The sequence below is a fragment of the Bradyrhizobium sp. SZCCHNRI3052 genome (assembly GCF_032484895.1).
Lineage (GTDB): Bacteria > Pseudomonadota > Alphaproteobacteria > Rhizobiales > Xanthobacteraceae > Bradyrhizobium.
On sequence record NZ_JAUETW010000002.1, the window covers coordinates 219,578 to 236,919 of the forward strand.

Here is a 17,342-nt window from a genome sequence, read left to right on the forward strand (position 1 = left end):
CGCGGCGATCGTGGAAATCGCTCGCGATCGACTGTTTCGACGGGATCACCCCGGCAGCCCCATCTGCTTGCGAAGGCTTTTGTCGAACATTCCTTCAGGCACAAAACGACGAAGGATGCTCACCTGGCGCGCAACCTTTCCGCAGGTGTATCGCCGACGAGGTGATGGCGTTGTCGCGGCCAAAATCACCTTCTCGGCAACAACCTCGGGACTCTCGGCTGTATTCATCACATCGCGTAGCAGCGCGCTGGCTCGGGTTCGCGCCGACACATATTCCTTCAGGTTCCGGTCCGGAAGCACCATGTTCTGCTCAAACGAGGTGCGGGTATAGGCCGGCTCAAGCAGGCAAACGCGAACGCCAAAGATCCGCACTTCGTGGTCGAGAGATTCGGAGTAACCCTCGATGGCATGCTTCGTAGAAGAATAGAGGGCGGAAAACGGCGCAGGTATCAATCCCAAGACCGAACTAATGTTGATGATCCGTCCGGCTTTTCGATCTCGCATGGTCGGGAGGACCGCATTTGTCATGCGCATCACTCCGAAGACGTTCACGTCGAACAAGGCCTTGGCCTGATCGGCCGAGGATTCTTCGGCCCCGCCCAGCAAGCCGAAGCCTGCGTTGTTCACCAGAACATCGATCCTGCCGGTCGCAGCCAGTACCTTGTCGACGGCCGCTTTCACCGAGGCGTCGTCCGTCACATCGCAGCTTAGCATCTCAGGATCGCTCGCGGCAGCTCGTCGGCTGGTCCCGAACACCCGGAATCCCGCCTCGCGCAATGCTCTTGCGGAGGACAGCCCGATTCCCGTCGAAGCCCCGGTCACAATCGCCACTTTTCCGTCCTGTCGCACAGAAGCTCTCCGTTGACGCAGTTGAACCCTAGGTTAGATTAAGGTATACATATCACATGATTTACATCATACAATAGGCTGTTCGTTCGGAGGGCCTGCATGCGGTATGCCAAGGGGCACAAGGATAGTTCGCACGAGCGGATACTGAAGGTCGCCGCAAGGAAATTCCGGCGCCAAGGCATTGCGGCGACTGGAATGACGGGAATTATGTCCGAGGCGGGCCTTACGAATGGCGGCTTCTATTCTCACTTCGGCTCGAAAAGCGATCTCGTTCGGGAAGGGCTTGAGCGGGCGCTGGACGAGCAGTTGCGGCGACTGAGCGAAGCCGACGTTGTCCCCGGGGAACTGAGCACGCTGATCCGGTCTTACCTGTCTGCGGAGCATCGCGATCGGCCGGACGTTGGATGCGCCTCGGCTGCACTGCTTCCAGAGATCGGTCGCCAACCTCGATCCGTCCGAAAGGCCTACACAGCTAGATTGCGCGAAATATTCGAGCAGCTAAAGAGGCGATTGCCGCGGAAAACGTCCAGCCGCGCCGCGCAAGAGGCCGCAATCGGAATTTTCGCTGTACTCGTCGGCTCTCTCCAGCTTGCTCGTGCCGCCGAAGACTCGTCGATGTCGGATGCGATACTTGCGGCTGGCATTCATGCAGCAAATGCGCTCGCGCTCGTACCTCAACAAGAGCGCTGAGCTTGTCTCGTCCGGCTTTCAGATAATCAGACCAAGTAAACGATCGAGATCAGGGAGGACACGAGTATGAAGAGCAAGGCGCCAATTCTGGTGACGAGCGCCGGTGGACAAACCGGCTCGGTTGGCCGAACCATTGTTCGCGGCCTGCTGCACCGCGGCCTTCCCGTCCGTGCGTTCGTGCGGAAAAATGACGAGCGGGCGCAGAGTTTGCGCGACATGGGAGCCGAGGTGTTCGTGGGCGATCTCCTAAATCCGCGTGACGTCACGCAGGCCGTCAAGGGTGTGCGGCGCATCTATTTCAGCATGAGCCTGAACCCGTCCTACGCCGATGCCACCATCTTAATGGCCGCAGCGGCCAAGAAGGAAGGAGGCACCGAGATATTCGTCAACATGTCGGACTATGAGCAATGTCACATGACGCTCGAGACCATGTCGGCGCCGGACGCGGAGCGCATCGCCGTGCTGGGCGTGGACGTCCAGTGGTCGCCCCAGCAAAGGGCGCATTGGGCGGGCGAGCGAGCCCTCGATTGGTCAGGCCTGCCGATCGTTCATATCCAGGCGGCGATGTTCGTCGAGAACCCAATCACACTGTGGGTGCCGGCTATGACCATCAAGGAGGACGGCACGATCCGTCTGCCATTCGGCCTGGGAAAGACCGCGCCGGTGGCAACGGCCGACGTCGCTGATGTCTGTATTGAGGTGTTAGCTGACCCAGCCGGCCACGCTGGGAAGTCCTACGAGTTGACGGGGCCGGAACGAAAGGACATGTACGGGTTTGCCGAGGATTACTCGGCGGCGCTCGGTCGAAAGATCGAATACCTGCCGACGACGATGGAAGAGTTTCGGCAACGTATGCGTAAGCTCATGCCTCATATCGCTGAGCATCCTGCGTTGCATCTGGAAAACCTGTGCATGCAAAATGGCGGTGATCGGTATATTGCCGAGGTAACGCAGGACGTCGAGAAGCTGCTCGGCCGGCCGGCCACCACATTCAGGAAGGTCATTGAAAAGGAGGCGTGGCGCTTCGAGAGGGGGACGCCAAACCATCTGCAGCACCGCGAAGTGAAGGATCTGAACCCGACCCGTGTCTTGCAGGCATAGCGGCTTTGCCTCGCTCAAAACTCCGGACCTGAAAGCCCTAGAATGGAAAGCAGCGCATATAGGCGGCGAACAGATCTGCATCGCTTGGAACGATGAGCCGCGACTCGATCGCCTCCGCAAGCTCGAGATCGCGGCTAAGCACTCGGAGCCATGCCTCGCTATCGGCCGTGATCGAAAGCCGGGCGTCGCCGGCATGGGTTCCGGGCGTTACATCCAGAATCTTGTCGTTGATGCGCACTGTCCCTTGGAACGGAGTTTTTCCCGTAAAGGTCCAATGAGTGACCAGATCGAGCTTCTTTGCCTTTCCACGCTGGAAGCCGAGCCTCAGTGTAAAGAGGTACGCCTGAACGCTTCCGATCGGACGTCCTGCGCGCACATGCCGGATCGTCTTATTCGGGAACCGTCGTGGCGCACTCTCCTCGGCGTCCGATCCAGGAATCACGAACAGCGTCTCTTCTTTCTCGAGCAGAGGTTTGACCACATCATTCACATAGGACACCCGGTCATCAAGATATGGTCCGATTACATCCTCGCCAGCCGGGCAGACCGATACGCAATATGCAGCCTTGTACCCGGGCTTGAATGAGAGAGATTGCCAAATGCTCTGAGTCTCGGAAGGGCTCACGCGGGACCTGTAGTCCTTCGCATCACGCGAGTCCGCAACCTCTTCGACCCATTTGGTAAAGTTTCCGAGAAAATCGTGGTAGTTGTGCGTGAAGCAGGTCTGAAAATCGAAGTACCCATCGTGCTTTATCGCGCCGACGGGGCAAGCTCCGACACATAGTCGGCATTCCAAGCAAGGATTATAGTCGATCGGCTGGTCATAGGCATCGATCTCGTCCGCCAGCAAGATCGTTCCAAGCAGGATGAAGCTGCCAAATTTCGGGTGGATGATGTTGCGATGAATCCCCATGCGACCCAGCCCGGCCTCGACGGCGACCGGCTTGTGCTGCACCATCATGATGCGTGCCTGGTCCATCTCCATGGGAAATGCGGCAACCGAATTGCAGGCCGCGATGCCGTGCTCCGCCAGGGCGCGGACAATTGCGCGCGAAGTCTCGTTCACATGGTCATAGGTTCCATGAAATTCCTCATTAGCCACCGAGCGAGTGGGAGAGCGTACCGGCTCGCGATTCATATGACATGCGATCGCCATCAAGGACTTCGTGCGGCCATAGACCTTTCGGATGTAGTCGACTTGGGGACTGATTGCCGGACGGCCAATCTCGACCAGCCCGACATCGTCCGCTCCACAGCTCATCGCGATCCTCTTGACGAGCTCCGCCGACAGCGGCGCCGCGTCGGTCCGGGCCAGGCTGCGCGACCGAAAGGCCTTTACCGTCGGATGATCCTCAATGGTCAATTTTCGTCTCCTCAGATGCGTCGAGTGTCATTCCGACTGGGAAGCGACCTGCGATTGATGCAACGAAAGAATGCTGAGACTGCCACCAGGCGCTGCTCCATCCTCGATAGCGCTTGGCCCTGCACATCACACGGCAAATGACCAAACATTGCGCGGACGCTCATGTGTTTTCGCGACATCGGCGCCCTCTGATGACGGGGTAGGCCATCGACAGAGAGCCCAGCCGTGGTTCATGATCGCGCCGCTTCCTGCGGCTCCGAGAGAATGGCCTGCAGCTCTCCAGACCGGAACATCTCCGTCACGATATCGCAGCCACCTACGAATTCGCCCCGTACATACAGCTGTGGAATGGTCGGCCAGTCCGAGTAGTCCTTGATACCCTGCCGCAACTCCTCCGACTCGTAGATGTTGTGCGATTTGAACGAAACTCCCAGATGATCGAGGATGCGAACTACCTGCGCCGAGAACCCGCAGGCCGGCGACGAGGGCGTACCTTTCATGAACAGGACGATCTCGTTGGACTCCACCTCACTGCGAATGAACTGCGCAACGCTCATGTTGGTCTCTCCATCTGTCCGTCGCATCAGTTCGAATTTAGCACTTAATGGTCGGGCCAGAAAAGAGCGAAATTGCCTTGAAGCCTGCTTGGCCGGCCTCGCGCTAAGGCGCGGTAGCTATTATTTTCCGCAGAGTCCACGAAGGATGCCGGTCGATCGGACAGTCGACCATCGCTTGGAGGGATTAGAACGACCGGGCGCTCGATTGGATCGAATATCAATTCTAAAAAGGAATTGACGAGCGTTCTGTGGCAGCTAAAGTCGGGTCAATCACAAGAAGAGACTGATGGCTGTCGTCTGCGCCGAAGCCACTGTTTCAGGAGGGAAAATGGGCGCTCGACCCCAATTTTTGGAATTTGGAGGTTGTCCGCGCATCAGGGGGCGGCAAGCTCAAGGCGACCGGGGCGGTCGAATTCGTCTGGCCCAGACTCAAGGCGTCTTAACATTCCGTCTTGGCAGGCTCCGCTGCTTCTGCCGGGGAGTTGGATGACGAGCGCAATGACCAGCATCGACTTCTATTTCGACTTTCGCAGTCCTTATTCCTATCTCGCCCACTCTCAGCTCGGCACGCTGGATGCTGAGCTGAGCTACCATCCTGTAGATATCGTCGCAGCCATGAAGCAGGGCGGTAACACGCCGACGACCTTGACCTGTCCGGCCAAAGGCAAATACGCCGGCGCAGATCTACAGCGCTGGGCGAAGAGATACGGCGTACCGCTGAGCCGGCATAAGGACATAAAATCGATCGACGGCCGCAGGCCGCTGCGCGCGGCGGAAGATTGCGGTCTCGCCAAGGAGGTCGTTGCGGCGATCTTTCCGGCGTTCTGGCGACATGGCTTGCCGCTGAGCACAGCCGGGGATCTGGTGCGGATCCTTGAAGCTTCCGGAATACGTGACCCCCAAGTTGCTTCCAGTGTCGATAGCAGCGAATTGGATGATCGGTTGACGCAGAGAAATGAAGCAGCGGGAGCGCGTGGCATCTTCGGCGCGCCGACTTTCATCGTGAACGACGAAATGTTTTTCGACAATGACCGCCTTGAATTCATTCGCGAAGAACTGAGGGCAGCATGAGCAAGATTGATGCGCAGCCGCTGGCAATGGTCACCGGAGTCGGACCTGGTACCGGCTCTGCTATCGTCAGGCGGTTCGCGGCCGGAGGGTATCGCGTCGCGATGCTCGCGCGCGACAAGGCGCGCCTGGACGCGCTATCGGCGGAGATTCCGTCGAGTATTCCGATGGCGTGTGACGTCTCGGACTCGGCAGCGCTCGCGCGGGTGCTCGACGAGATCGACCGGCGGTCCGGCCCGCCGAAGGTCGTTGTCCATAACGCGGTTGGCGGGGCGTTCGGAAAGTTTCAGGAGGTAGGTCCCGAGGTTCTCCGAGCCAATTTCGAGACGAACGTGATGGCACTGCTCCATCTCGCGCGGCACGTCGCGCCCCCAATGATAGCGGCTGGCGGCGGAGCGCTCCTCGTAACGGGCAACACGTCGGCTCTGCGAGGAAAGGCGAACTTCGCGGGTTTTGCGCCGACGAAGGCAGCCCAGCGTATCCTCGCCGAGTCGATCGCGCGCGACCTCGGCCCGCAAGGGATTCACGTGGCTTATCTGGTCATCGATGCGGTCATTGACGTGCCATGGCAGCGGGAGCGAATGAAGGACGCGCCCGACGAGTTCTTCATCAAACCCGCGGCGATCGCCGAGGAAATCTACCACATCGCGCATCAGGACCGCTCGGCGTGGTCTTTCCTCTCGGAAGTGCGACCGTACCGCGAACCCTGGTAGATCCAGGGCGAGCGGTCCGTCGTCGTTCGCGGTGTTGGCGCCGCGCTCCACATCTGAACGTCATCGGGCAGCCCGCCTGACTGATCGGGAGGAAACAGCCAACTCCCGGTTGGTGCGACGACAACCTCTTTTTAGGAGAGAGCCCATGATCAAGGTTGGACTTCATCAATATCCCCCGATGGATCAGGTGATCTTCGGAAAGCCTGCCGGGCAAGCGCTGGCCGAGGAGGCGGAGCGGCTCAACGCGCACAGGGTGTTTCTGATTGCCAGCCATACGTTGAATACGAAAACCGACGAGATCGAAAAGATCCGCAAAGCATTAGGTTCTAGGTATGCGGGGACGTTTGATGGGGTCCCGCAGCACACCACCCGTACGTCTGCCGTAGCTGCAGCCGCAAGGGCGGTCGGGGCGGGCGCCGACCTGATCGTGGCCGTCGGCGGTGGTTCTGTCGTCGACGCGGCAAAAATCGTTCTGATGTGCATTGAGCACAAGATCACCGATGAGGGCGGCCTCGACGGGTTTGAAGTAGTCTCGACCCCGGAGGGCCCGCGCCCTGGTCCGTTTCGAGCCCCGCGCGTCAGGATGATCGCCATCCCGAGTACATTGTCCGGCGGCGAATACAACGCCGGTAGCCTCGTTACCGATACACGGCGGAAACTGAAGCAGATCTTTCACCATCCCTTGATGATGCCTCGTTCGATCATCCTCGATCCCGCGATTACGGTTCACACGCCCCAAAACTTGTGGCTCGGCTCCGGAACGCGCGCGATGGACCACGGGATCGAAGCCGTCTGCTCGCCGAGAGGCGATCCCCTCGTCGAAAGCGTTTGCCTGCGAGGACTGCGCTATCTCTATGACGGGCTGCTCGCGACAAAAATGAATCCGGACGATCTTGAGGCCCGGCAATCCTGCCAACTCGGGTCGTGGCTGTCCGCCTTCGGGCTGCAGTGTCGGGTTCCGATGGGGGCGAGCCATGCTATCGGACACGTGCTTGGCGGTACATGCGATGTGCCGCATTACTTTTGCACCGCGGTTATGATGCCCAGCGTGCTGGAGTTCAATCGCCCGGATACGGCTGGAGCACAAGACAAGCTCGCCGAAGCTTGGGGAGTGCCGGGGGCGAAAGCAAGCGAGACCTTCGCCGAATTTATACGACAGTTGGAGCTCCCGCGTCGATTGTCTGAAGTTGGCGTGACCGAGGACAAATTCGATCTGATCGGACGGAACGCGATGCTTTCGGTTTTCACGCGCGCAAACCCGCGTCCGATCAAAGGCCCCGAAGACATCGTTAAGATTCTCCGGATGGCCGCTTAGCGCGTGTCAGCCCGGCGGCCAGGGGATGCGGTGGGCCGTACGGTCGGTACAAAGCTCGTCTATTTCAATCGGATAGACCGGCCGAACGGAAGGCGAGCAAATTGCAGAGTGTTCAAGTCGCTCGTGAATGGGAGCGGAGGAAATCCATGACGACGAATGTTGCCGCGCGCGCCACGTCTGACGTCAACTTCGCTCCACGCGAGGTCAGTATCGAAGCGCATCCCGATGGAAGCCTCATCCTGAGGTCGCCGATCAACTTCGTCGAGCCGAGCTGGTCGGTCACCGACTTTCTACCCGTATGGGCGATGCAGGAGCCCGATCGCGTCTTTCTGGCGCAACGCGAAGCTGCCGGGTGGCAAAAGATATCGTATCGGCAGATGTGGCTACGGACTCAGTCCGTAGGTCAGGGGTTGATCGATCGCGGAGCTCAGCCGGGCGACAGGATTGCAATTCTCTCCGGGAATTCGATCGAGCATGCAATCGTCATGTTCGCGGCCATGTCGATCGGGATGGCCGTCGCTCCCATTTCGCCCAACTATACATTGATGCCGGGCGGGCTGTCCCGCTTGACGGACATCGCTCGGCTGCTCAAGCCATCATTTGTATTCGTCCAGGACGGCAGCGCCTTTGCGGCAGCCCGATCAGTTAGTGGGCTGGAGGAGGCGACTTGGATCGCATGCGGTGGATCCGACGGGCTTCTGCCGCTTGAGGCCCTGTACGAGGGACGACCAACCTCGGAGTTTCAGCGGCGGTTCGGAAACCTCGATCGTGACGCCATCGCAAAAATTCTGTTCACGTCGGGCTCGACCGGCCTGCCGAAGGGCGTCATCAACACGCATCGCATGATGGCATGCGCCCTCGAAATGGGCAGTCTGCTGGCGCCGGCAAACCAAGCTCCGGTTCAGGTCGAGTGGTTGCCCTGGCATCACACGATGGGGGGCAATGTCATTCTGCAGGGCACCCTGAAGAATGGGGGGACGCTCTACATCGACGACGGACGCCCCGTCCCGCAACTCTTCCATAAGACCGTCGCCAACCTGAGGGAAATTTTCCCCACAGCGATGTTCAACGTGCCCGGCGGCTACACGCTCCTGTGTGATGTTCTCGAAGCGGACGAGCATTTCAGAAATACATTCTTCAACCGCATGGAGCGAATGACCTACGCCGGAGCGGCAATTCCGCAGTCCACACTGGACAAGCTCTATGACCTGTCATTGCGTGCGACCGGCCGCCGCATTCCCGTCATGTCTGGGTACGGCACGACCGAAACGGCGCCAACGATCAGCACGACGCACTGGGCCACCGAGGAACCGGGAGAGGTCGGCCTTCCTGGACCTGGTCTCAGGCTCAAGTTGCTGCCTGCGGGAGACAGTTACGAGGTTCGCGTAAAGGGGCCGAACGTCACGCCGGGATACTTCGGCAGATCCGATCTCACGGAAAGTGCATTCGACGAGGAGGGCTACTACCGGGTCGGAGACACCGTGGCTTTCCTCGATCCGAAGCAGCCGCATCTCGGATTGAGATTCACGGGACGTCTTTCCGAAAACTTCAAGCTCACGAACGGGACCTGGGTGGTTGTCGGGAACCTCAGGGCGACCATCCTGGGCGCAACGCGTGGCGTTCTTCAGGACGTCGTCATTGCGGGCGAAAACCGGGACCAATGCGCGGTTCTCGCCTGGCTAAATCCCAGCCAAGCCAAACAACACGCCTCCGCGCCCGTTGGCGATCTCGAGCGAGATCCAGGCGTGCTGGCATTCCTGAGAGAGTGCTTTCGGGCACACAACGAAACAGTCGGAAGCAGCGAACGAATCCGCTCATTCAAGTTGCTGAAGGAGCTTCCGTCGCTTGCCGCTGGTGAAATCACCGACAAGGCCTATGTAAATCAGCGGGCTGTACTCGGCCACCGAGCGCATAGCGTTGAGGAATTGTATGCCGGGTCACCTGCTGAAGATGTGACCTTCATCTGAGTGCCCCAACTTCGCAAGGAGTGCTCCTGGAAGTGAAGGTCCGAGGTGGCGCTGAACCGGCTCTGAGCAAGGTCCGTCCATCTCAGACGTTGTCGTCGCGGCGAAGCCATCGGCTGAAGTTGAGACGCTCGTCGGCGCCGGACAGTCGACCTCATCAGAGGAGAGCCGATGGTCGGTGCGGCGCAGACTCGGCTCACGCGGAATAAATCATCGGTCTCTAACGAGGAAGAGGGCAATGAAAGGATCGAGCCTGCCTGACATTTCGCCGAAGGAATATGCGGCAATGGTGGGCAAGGAGGTCGGCGTGTCACGCTGGTTCGAGATTGACCAATCTCGCATCGACCAATTCGCCGACATTACGGAGGATTGGCAATTCATCCACATAGATCCGGTGAAGGCCGCCGAGACGCCGTTTGCCGGAACCGTCGCTCACGGCTTCCTGACGCTTTCTTTGCTTGCGCCGATGGCGTTTGACGCGCTTCCGAAGCTTTCGGGGAGAGTCATGGCGGTCAACTATGGTTTCGACAGGATACGATTTGTGTCCGCCGTACGATCCGGAGGTCGGGTGCGGGCCAGATTCAAACTTCTGGATATGACGGCTCGCAATCCGAAGGAGGTGGCCACCAAGTTGGAGGTCTCTGTTGAGATCGAGGGGGCGCAAAAACCCGCGTTGATCGCCGAATGGCTCGGAGTGGCCTATTTCGCCGAAGCAGTCGTCGTCTAATTTGCCGCGGATACTTTCCACCTGCGTCCGGTCGACATAGCAAAGAAGAGCCGCGAACATTATGCTCTGCTCGCAAGGTCTGCCGCGGAAGAGAGGGAGCAGTTAGCGGTTATCTCTTTTGTCCAACTGCCCCTCGCTCCGCGCCCTCGAAGATGTTCAGCCCTTGCTGGTGGCCTTGATGAAAGCGCCGATTTGGGCGGAAGCCTCGTCCGGATATTGATGATGCGGCCCGTGCCCGGCTCGCGCATAGGTGATCAGATGAAGGGTCGGCAGCTGTCGATTCAACGCATACCAGTTCTCGATCGGGAACACGATGTCGTGGTCGGCTCCCAGGTGCAGGATCGGAACCGACGTCGTCTTCAAGAGCTGCAAAATCTGGTCTGATGGAAACACCGGGTTACGCGGCGTGTTGCCGATCTGCGCCATGGCCCAGTCGGCCGGAACGTCGGGGCTGCGGTCTTTCTTTCGCGCCATGATGCGATCGAACGAGCGCTTTGAAGCCGCCCGGCTGCCTGCGTCCGCAGGTTCGAAGAACACAGTCGTGAACTGCTCCAATGCGATGCCGGGGATTGCCGCGGTATCATAGAAGAGTTGTTCGCCCGTCTTGACCAGCGGGCCCGGAGGTGTCGTGGCCAACAGAACCACATGAGTTGCCATCGGCCCGGTCATTGCCAGCAAGATCTGCGCGGCGATCCCACCGATCGACCATCCACCGATCGCGACGTCCTTGAGGCCGAGTGCCTCGATGAGATCCTTACCATCCTTCGCGAGCGACATCGGATTGTAGGATTTTTCGCCAGTCGACTGGCCGAGACCTGAATAGTCGAAGGTTACGACCTGAAAGCCCTGAGCGGCCAATCCGTCGATGAAGGCGGGATCCCAAAGATCGAGGACGCCTCGAAAACGGTTGCACAGGACCAGCGGCTTGCCCGTGCCGACGGATCGATAGGCGAGGCGGCGTCCGCCAACGTCGACGAACTGGGTGGAGGCGGTCGCCGAACTGGCGGCGGCCTGCGCCTTCAGCGGTAGCGCAAGTGCCGCAGCGCCCAGCGCTCCGGCGGTGATCATCGTGCGACGAGATTGAGAGTTCATGTCCGCAATTCCTGATGAGGCAGCATTGAGGCTGCACGCTGGATCGAAGGGATGGCTACGCGTTTCGAGATGAGGAGCGGGAGTACCGATCGGCCGGTATCGCCGGCCGATCGGAGCGTTGTGACTAGGCGCTGGCGCGCGCGCGGTAGCGCTCGGCGGGCTGCGCACCCAAACCTGAGGGCAGAACCGCTCGTGCGCCCTCGAACGCCTCCCAGAGGCCCAGGTCCGAAAGGGGCGGTATCGTCACGGCTTCGCGGCGATCGAAGCCGACCAGCGCCGCGTCGACCAGGTCCTCGACGCCCATGAGATTGGGAATTTTCGAGAGATCGGCACCCGCCCGTTCCCAGATTTCGGTCCTGGTTGCCGCCGGTACCACGGCCTGGACGTAGACGCCCTTGGGCCCGACCTCGGCCGCCAGCCCCTGCGAGAACGTGAGCACGTAAGACTTGGTCGCCGAATAAATCCCCGGAAAAAACGCGGGCATGAACGACACCACCGAACCGAGATTGATGATGGCGCCGCTTCCGCGTTTCACCATGCCCCCGATCGCCGCCGAAGCCAGCAGCGTCGGCGCAGTCACATTGAGCTTGAGCAGTTGCTCCATGGCGGCGGGATCCGCCGCCTCGAACGGGCCGAGCAGCGCCGCGCCAGCGTTGTTGACCAGAATCTCGACTGGGCTGCCCGAATGGAGCCGGTTCGCCACCATTTGCAGCTGCGCGGCATCCGTCAAATCCGCTGTCAGGACTTCGACGGCAATCCCGTGCGCCTTGCGCAGTTCCGCAGCCAGGGCCGCCATTCGCTCCGTCGCGCGAGCGACGAGGACGAGGTCATGGCCGCGCGCGGCGAGGCGCCGCGCATAGACGGCGCCGATGCCGCTGGAGGCGCCAGTAATGAGTGCAGTGGACATGTCTTCTTCTCCGTGGGAGGGGCCAATCTGTCCCCAAAATGTAGATGACAATCATCATCTACTTGCAAAGATGATGTTTGTCATCTACATTTTTTGAACTGAGGGAGATTTATTTTGGCGAGAAGCCGGGAGCAGAAGGCGGAGAGCAGGCGGGCGATCGTGAACTCGGCCGCTAAGTTGTTCCGGGAAAAGGGAATTGACGGTGTTACCGTCGCCGAGATCATGGACGCAGCGGGGCTGACGCACGGCGGCTTTCCAAGGCACTTTGCGAGCAAACAGGAGCTCGTGACCGAGGCCCTGGCGGACGTTTTCGAGGCCAGCAGGCGTCAACCCCTGCTGCCGACGGATGTCCGTGGCTTCGCCCGCGCGTATCTGCGGCCAGAACATCGGGATGCGGCGGGGGCGGGATGCGTCTTCGCGGCGCTCGGGCCCGAGATGTCGCGGGCGCCGGCGCCCACACGCCGCGTCCTGACCGAGGAGATGCGACGGCAGATCGAACAATTCATGGCCTCGGCGCCAGGTGACGATCCGCACCAGAAGCGTGTCGCGGCGATCGGCAGTTGGGCAGCGATGATTGGGGCGATGTTGCTCGCGCGCATCTCCGATTCAGAAGAACTGTCGGACGAAATCCTACAGGCGACCCGCGCGTTCCTCGGCGCGGAGCCCTGAGAGCTGGAATTCCCAAAGCGCGGTCATAATCGCCTGTCCAAAGCCGTCGCGCAGATCCTCGCTGGCGAAGCGGGCGGTCAATTCGATACGTGCTCGAAGAGGGCGCAACGCCGAAGATCGCCAAAAGGCGGTCCTGAAGGTGCTCCGGTCTAGTAGGCGCCAAACCTTTCTGTGCGCATCGCAATCACCTCTGCCGATGTCGGAACGCTTCATGGACCCCTTAGCGCAGAAATCCAACGGCGGCCCGAGCCTCGCCTGGAACGCGGGTCCGAGGCCGGAAGCGATGGTCCAGCATGAGGTGCTGACCGAGCCAGCACCAAGGAGCCTCGGTATGCGTAGGATTGCAGGAAGTATCGTAGGTCCGCCGGCTGTGGGGAAAGGCGGTAGCGCTCCCCCGCGACCACCTTTCCCTGCACTCGCTTCATTCGGCTCGGATACGCCTCTCCGCCAAGCGGTGAGGCTGTGACCGTTTCCACCGGGTCCGGTTTGCTTTCCTCAGCATCGCCCGCGATCACGGCTTTGCCGGCCGCACGTTCCAGGGCCGATCGGTTTCGGGGCGTCCCAGCGACTGCCACACGGGGTGGGTGTGCGGCGGAGAAGAACTATATCGACGGCACCGTTTCCGTACTCTGCTGATTTGCCGTTCCCAACAGAGGGGCAGGACCGATCGCAAAAGAAGCCTACGAGCCGGGATCGTCGATCAGGGGCTTTGGCCGGGCAAACAGCTCCAACTGCTCCTTGTGGTCGATGACGATCTCTCGTCCGCGGACGCGAACCCCATGGCTCGTAAGTTGGGCAAGACTGCGTGACAGGTTTTCGCGCGTCGTGCCGATGTGGGAGGCCAGCGTGCCGCGGTCGAATGGGATGACGATATTCGCATGCCCCGGTTCGCGCTGGGCTTCGGCGAGGATCCAGTTGGCGAGGCGCTCGATGCTCGACCGGGCCAGGGTGCCCTTCAGTTTCTTGACAGAAGCGCGATAGGCATACGCCAGCTCCTGAGCAACAATCCGTGCGAATGCGATGTCTTCGTCGAAGAGTGCCCTTACATCGCGGGCCGGGATCAGCAGCACCCGCGACTCCGTCAGCGTGCGGGCTGAATTGAGATACGCCTGATCGACCACGACTGCAGCAAGTATGAAGGTCGACACGGGACGAAGCAGTGAGATGCCCCACTCGGCCTCGTCCTGCTCGGTGTAGATTTCCACCAACCCGCCAATCAGCACATGCAGGAAGTCGGCCTGATCTCCCTCGCGAGCCAACCGCACCCCGGGCGGAAATTGCTGCAGCAGAGCCGCGCCGAGCAACCGCTTCAGGTTCTCCTCGCTGAGGTCCGCAAACAGCGGCAGCGTCTTCAACTGGGCGAGTTCGTCGGGGCGCAAGCGAAGCTCCAAGAGTCACTCACCCGCTATCGCGCCGAACTGTGACAAAAGTCAATTGTATACGTGCAGTCTGACAATTCGATCTGGGACATTTGGCAGATTGTGGCCGACCGGACCGTCCGGTTGATGCATCGCAAAACCTTTTCATGGTCCCCCGAATAACTGCTGCGGCGTCGAAGCCATACGTCGAGGCCACCATGGACGCCGTAGATTTCAGCCCTGAGCACCGAACGCGAGCACTCTGGCTCTCAACAATCTCGTTCACGATCTGCTTTGCGGTGTGGACGATCTTCTCGATCATCGGCATCCGGATCAAGCAAGAGCTGGATCTGAACGAAACCGAGTTCGGTCTCCTGATCGGCACCCCGATCCTGAGCGGCTCGCTGATCCGGCTGATGCTCGGCATCTGGACCGATCAGTATGGCGGGCGCCGCGTCTACACCGTCGTGATGCTCGCCGCGGCGGTCGCGACCTATCTCCTGACCTGGGCGCATACCTATCCGCAATTTCTCGTCGCTGCGCTCTTCGTAGGAATCGCCGGTGGCTCGTTCGCGGTCGGCGTCGCCTATGTGTCGCGGTTCTATCCGACGGCCAAGCAGGGCACTGCGCTGGGAATCTTCGGCGCCGGCAATGTGGGCGCCGCCGTCACCAAGTTCGTCGCGCCGTTCGTGCTGGTCGCCTATGGCTGGCAGACCGTGGCCCAGATATGGGCGCTCGCGATCGGCGTCATGGCGATCGTCTTCTGGCTGTTCTCCGAGGAGGACCCGGTGGTCCGCTCGCGAAGGCAGCGCAAGCAGAAGGCCGGCAGCGCCTGGCTCGAGCTCGCGCCGCTCAAGAACATCCAGGTCTGGCGCTTCGCGCTGTACTACTTCTTCGTTTTCGGCGCCTTCGTCGCGCTGTCGCTGTGGCTGCCGCAATACCTGATCAAGGTCTACGGCGTCGGAATCCAGTCGGCCGGCATGATGGCCGCCATGTTCTCGTTTCCGGCCAGCGTGTTTCGCGCCTATGGCGGACACTTGTCCGATCGCTTCGGTGCCCGCCGCGTGATGTACTGGACATTTCTGGTCGGTGTCGCGGCGACCTTCCTGTTGTCCTACCCGCCGACGGACTACGTCGTGACGACCGTCAACGGAAAGGTCGGCTTTCATCTGGAGATGGGGCTCGTCCCGTTCGTCGTCATCGTCTTCGTGCTCGGCTTCTTCATGGCGCTCGGCAAGGCCGCCGTCTACAAGCACATCCCCGTCTACTATCCGAACAATGTCGGAGCCGTCGGCGGCCTGGTCGGCATGATCGGCGGGCTCGGCGGATTCGTGCTCCCGATCGCGTTCGGCGCGCTGGTCGATCTCACCGGTCTGCGAACCAGCTGCTTCATGCTGCTCTTCCTGCTCGTCGGGGTCGCGCTGGTCTGGATGCATCTCTCGATCCGGCAGATGGAGCGCGGCGTTGCCGGCGAGGCGCTGAAGCGGCTGCCGGAGCTGCCCGAAATGGAGGAGATCCACCGGCCCGAGCACATCGGAGCCCTATCCGGCGCGGTTCTCACCGACTGGCGGCCTGAGGACGACACGTTCTGGAGGGAGCAGGGCCGAGCCATCGCGCGACGCAATCTCTGGATCTCCATTCCGGCGCTGCTGTTGTCCTTCGCGGTCTGGCAGGTCTGGTCTGTCGTGGTTGCGAAGCTGCCTTCGGTCGGCTTCAAGTTCACGACCGATGAGCTGTTCTGGCTGGCGTCGCTGCCTGGGATCTCCGGTGCAGTTCTGCGCATCTTCTACTCCTTCATGGTGCCGATCTTCGGCGGCCGGCTGTGGACCACGCTGGCCACGTGGTCGCTGCTGATACCCGCGATCGGAATCGGCTATGCGGTGCAGAATCCCGCAACGCCCTATCCGGTGTTCCTGATACTGGCGCTGTTGTGCGGCTTTGGCGGCGGCAATTTCGCCTCGTCGATGGCCAACATCTCCTTCTTCTTTCCCCGCGCCGAGAAGGGCAACGCGCTCGCGCTCAATGCCGGCCTCGGCAATCTCGGCGTCAGCGTGGTCCAGTTCGTGGTGCCAATCGTCATCACGGTCGGCGTGTTCGGCTGGTTCGGCGGAGATCCGGCGATGGCAACGAGCGGGTCGCAGCCGATGCCGATCTGGCTTCAGAACGCCGGCTTCGTCTGGGTGCCGTTCATCGTCGCCAGTGCTTTCGCCGCCTGGTTCGGGATGAACGACATCGCCTCCGCGAAAGCGTCCTTCGCTGATCAGGCCGTCATCTTCCAGCGGCGGCACAACTGGATCATGTGCTGGCTCTACACCGGCACGTTCGGCTCGTTCATCGGCTATTCTGCGGGCTTCCCGCTGCTGGCGAAGACCCAGTTCCCGGCCGTCGACGCGTTGCAGTTCGCATTCCTCGGGCCGCTGGTGGGTGCCTTGTCGCGGTCCGCGACGGGCTGGATGGCCGACAAATGGGGCGGCGGGCGCGTGACCGTCGGGGTGTTCCTGCTGATGATGGCCGGCGTGCTCGGGGTGCTCTACTTCCTCGGCATCAAGGATCAGCCCGGTGCATTCTGGGGCTTCTTCGCGATGTTCCTGCTGCTGTTCTTCGCGACCGGCGTCGGCAATGCGTCGACCTTCCAGATGATCCCCAACATCATGCGCCAGGAAATGACCCGGCTCATGCCGACCGCGGACGCGGAGACGCGGCTGCGCCAGGCCGAAAAGGAATCCGCCGCCATCACCGGCTTCACCTCCGCGATTGCCGCCTTCGGCGCATTCTTCATTCCCAAATCCTACGGCACCTCGATCGACCTCACCGGCGGCGTGCAAGCCGCCCTATGGGGCTTCTTCGGCTTCTACGTCACCTGCGTGCTGATCACCTGGGCCGTCTACACCCGCAAGGGCGGCGTCCTGCACGATGTCGAACGGCGCCGGGCGATCGCGGCCGCTGCCCAACCCGCTGAATGAGGACGT

Annotated in this window: 15 protein-coding genes; 9 read left to right on the plus strand and 6 right to left on the minus strand. The window is 60.9% G+C overall.

Annotated features, from left to right (window positions below; translation table 11 throughout):
- Nucleotides 1-45: 45 nt before the first annotated feature.
- Nucleotides 46-831, minus strand: coding sequence for an oxidoreductase (locus tag QW887_RS06240; RefSeq protein WP_315714218.1), 786 nt, complete (start codon nucleotides 829-831; stop codon nucleotides 46-48).
- Between the two features lie 117 nt (nucleotides 832-948).
- Between QW887_RS06240 and QW887_RS06245 the strand changes: the two genes are divergently transcribed.
- Together QW887_RS06245 and QW887_RS06250 are read left to right on the plus strand one after the other, a co-directional pair.
- Complete coding sequence (locus tag QW887_RS06245; RefSeq protein WP_315714219.1) at nucleotides 949-1,539, plus strand: TetR/AcrR family transcriptional regulator; 591 nt, start codon at nucleotides 949-951, stop codon at nucleotides 1,537-1,539.
- A 66-nt stretch (nucleotides 1,540-1,605) separates the two neighbouring features.
- Nucleotides 1,606-2,640: an NAD(P)H-binding protein gene (locus tag QW887_RS06250; protein WP_315714220.1), complete on the plus strand. Its 1,035-nt coding sequence runs from the start codon at nucleotides 1,606-1,608 to the stop codon at nucleotides 2,638-2,640.
- A 37-nt stretch (nucleotides 2,641-2,677) separates the two neighbouring features.
- Here the strand turns inward: QW887_RS06250 and QW887_RS06255 are convergent, their stop codons facing one another.
- The gene (locus QW887_RS06255; protein ID WP_315714221.1) at nucleotides 2,678-4,003 is read right to left on the minus strand and encodes a 4Fe-4S binding protein; all 1,326 of its coding nucleotides are present in this window, start codon (nucleotides 4,001-4,003) and stop codon (nucleotides 2,678-2,680) included.
- A 230-nt stretch (nucleotides 4,004-4,233) separates the two neighbouring features.
- On the minus strand, nucleotides 4,234-4,560 hold the full coding sequence (gene grxD, locus QW887_RS06260; RefSeq protein WP_315714222.1) for a Grx4 family monothiol glutaredoxin: 327 nt from the start codon (nucleotides 4,558-4,560) through the stop codon (nucleotides 4,234-4,236).
- A gap of 498 nt (nucleotides 4,561-5,058) precedes the next feature.
- Between grxD and QW887_RS06265 the strand changes: the two genes are divergently transcribed.
- The 5 genes from QW887_RS06265 (at nucleotide 5,059) to QW887_RS06285 (ending at nucleotide 10,347) form a co-directional block, all read left to right on the plus strand.
- Nucleotides 5,059-5,631, plus strand: a complete 573-nt coding sequence (locus QW887_RS06265; protein WP_315714223.1) for a 2-hydroxychromene-2-carboxylate isomerase — start codon at nucleotides 5,059-5,061, stop codon at nucleotides 5,629-5,631.
- Entirely contained in the window at nucleotides 5,628-6,341 is a 714-nt protein-coding gene (locus QW887_RS06270; RefSeq protein WP_316194268.1) for an SDR family NAD(P)-dependent oxidoreductase, read from the plus strand. Before QW887_RS06265 ends, QW887_RS06270 begins: the two co-directional genes overlap by 4 nt.
- A gap of 145 nt (nucleotides 6,342-6,486) precedes the next feature.
- Nucleotides 6,487-7,656, plus strand: a complete 1,170-nt coding sequence (locus QW887_RS06275; protein WP_315714225.1) for an iron-containing alcohol dehydrogenase — start codon at nucleotides 6,487-6,489, stop codon at nucleotides 7,654-7,656.
- A gap of 146 nt (nucleotides 7,657-7,802) precedes the next feature.
- Complete coding sequence (locus tag QW887_RS06280) at nucleotides 7,803-9,623, plus strand: AMP-binding protein (protein ID WP_315714226.1); 1,821 nt, start codon at nucleotides 7,803-7,805, stop codon at nucleotides 9,621-9,623.
- 235 nt (nucleotides 9,624-9,858) lie between these two features.
- On the plus strand, nucleotides 9,859-10,347 hold the full coding sequence (locus QW887_RS06285) for a MaoC family dehydratase (protein WP_315714227.1): 489 nt from the start codon (nucleotides 9,859-9,861) through the stop codon (nucleotides 10,345-10,347).
- A gap of 156 nt (nucleotides 10,348-10,503) precedes the next feature.
- Here QW887_RS06285 and QW887_RS06290 read toward each other — a convergent pair whose 3' ends face one another.
- Both QW887_RS06290 and QW887_RS06295 read right to left on the minus strand, forming a co-directional pair.
- Complete coding sequence (locus QW887_RS06290; protein ID WP_316166543.1) at nucleotides 10,504-11,439, minus strand: alpha/beta hydrolase; 936 nt, start codon at nucleotides 11,437-11,439, stop codon at nucleotides 10,504-10,506.
- Between the two features lie 124 nt (nucleotides 11,440-11,563).
- On the minus strand, nucleotides 11,564-12,346 hold the full coding sequence (locus QW887_RS06295; protein WP_315714229.1) for an SDR family oxidoreductase: 783 nt from the start codon (nucleotides 12,344-12,346) through the stop codon (nucleotides 11,564-11,566).
- Nucleotides 12,347-12,505: 159 nt separating this feature from the next.
- Here QW887_RS06295 and QW887_RS06300 point away from each other — a divergent pair, with 159 nt between their 5' ends.
- Nucleotides 12,506-13,015: a helix-turn-helix domain-containing protein gene (locus tag QW887_RS06300; RefSeq protein ID WP_315714230.1), complete on the plus strand. Its 510-nt coding sequence runs from the start codon at nucleotides 12,506-12,508 to the stop codon at nucleotides 13,013-13,015.
- Between the two features lie 680 nt (nucleotides 13,016-13,695).
- On the opposite strand, the gene QW887_RS06305 is transcribed toward QW887_RS06300, so the two are convergent.
- Nucleotides 13,696-14,394 (minus strand): helix-turn-helix domain-containing protein, encoded by a 699-nt coding sequence (locus QW887_RS06305; protein ID WP_315714231.1) that lies wholly within the window; start codon nucleotides 14,392-14,394, stop codon nucleotides 13,696-13,698.
- Between the two features lie 197 nt (nucleotides 14,395-14,591).
- Between QW887_RS06305 and QW887_RS06310 the strand changes: the two genes are divergently transcribed.
- The gene (locus QW887_RS06310) at nucleotides 14,592-17,336 is read left to right on the plus strand and encodes an MFS transporter (protein ID WP_315750138.1); all 2,745 of its coding nucleotides are present in this window, start codon (nucleotides 14,592-14,594) and stop codon (nucleotides 17,334-17,336) included.
- The last annotated feature ends 6 nt before the right edge of the window (nucleotides 17,337-17,342 follow it).

What these genes read in the sequence shown, in the direction of transcription:
- QW887_RS06250 (WP_315714220.1), top strand. Translation starts at nt 1,606, where the DNA reads ATGAAGAGCAAGGCGCCAATTCTGGTGACGAGCGCCGGTGGACAAACC.
- QW887_RS06295 (WP_315714229.1), bottom strand. Translation starts at nt 12,346, where the DNA reads ATGTCCACTGCACTCATTACTGGCGCCTCCAGCGGCATCGGCGCCGTC.
- QW887_RS06265 (WP_315714223.1), top strand. Translation starts at nt 5,059, where the DNA reads ATGACCAGCATCGACTTCTATTTCGACTTTCGCAGTCCTTATTCCTAT.
- QW887_RS06245 (WP_315714219.1), top strand. Translation starts at nt 949, where the DNA reads ATGCGGTATGCCAAGGGGCACAAGGATAGTTCGCACGAGCGGATACTG.
- QW887_RS06280 (WP_315714226.1), top strand. Translation starts at nt 7,803, where the DNA reads ATGACGACGAATGTTGCCGCGCGCGCCACGTCTGACGTCAACTTCGCT.
- QW887_RS06285 (WP_315714227.1), top strand. Translation starts at nt 9,859, where the DNA reads ATGAAAGGATCGAGCCTGCCTGACATTTCGCCGAAGGAATATGCGGCA.
- QW887_RS06275 (WP_315714225.1), top strand. Translation starts at nt 6,487, where the DNA reads ATGATCAAGGTTGGACTTCATCAATATCCCCCGATGGATCAGGTGATC.
- QW887_RS06310 (WP_315750138.1), top strand. Translation starts at nt 14,592, where the DNA reads ATGGACGCCGTAGATTTCAGCCCTGAGCACCGAACGCGAGCACTCTGG.
- grxD (WP_315714222.1), bottom strand. Translation starts at nt 4,560, where the DNA reads ATGAGCGTTGCGCAGTTCATTCGCAGTGAGGTGGAGTCCAACGAGATC.
- QW887_RS06290 (WP_316166543.1), bottom strand. Translation starts at nt 11,439, where the DNA reads ATGAACTCTCAATCTCGTCGCACGATGATCACCGCCGGAGCGCTGGGC.
- QW887_RS06270 (WP_316194268.1), top strand. Translation starts at nt 5,628, where the DNA reads ATGAGCAAGATTGATGCGCAGCCGCTGGCAATGGTCACCGGAGTCGGA.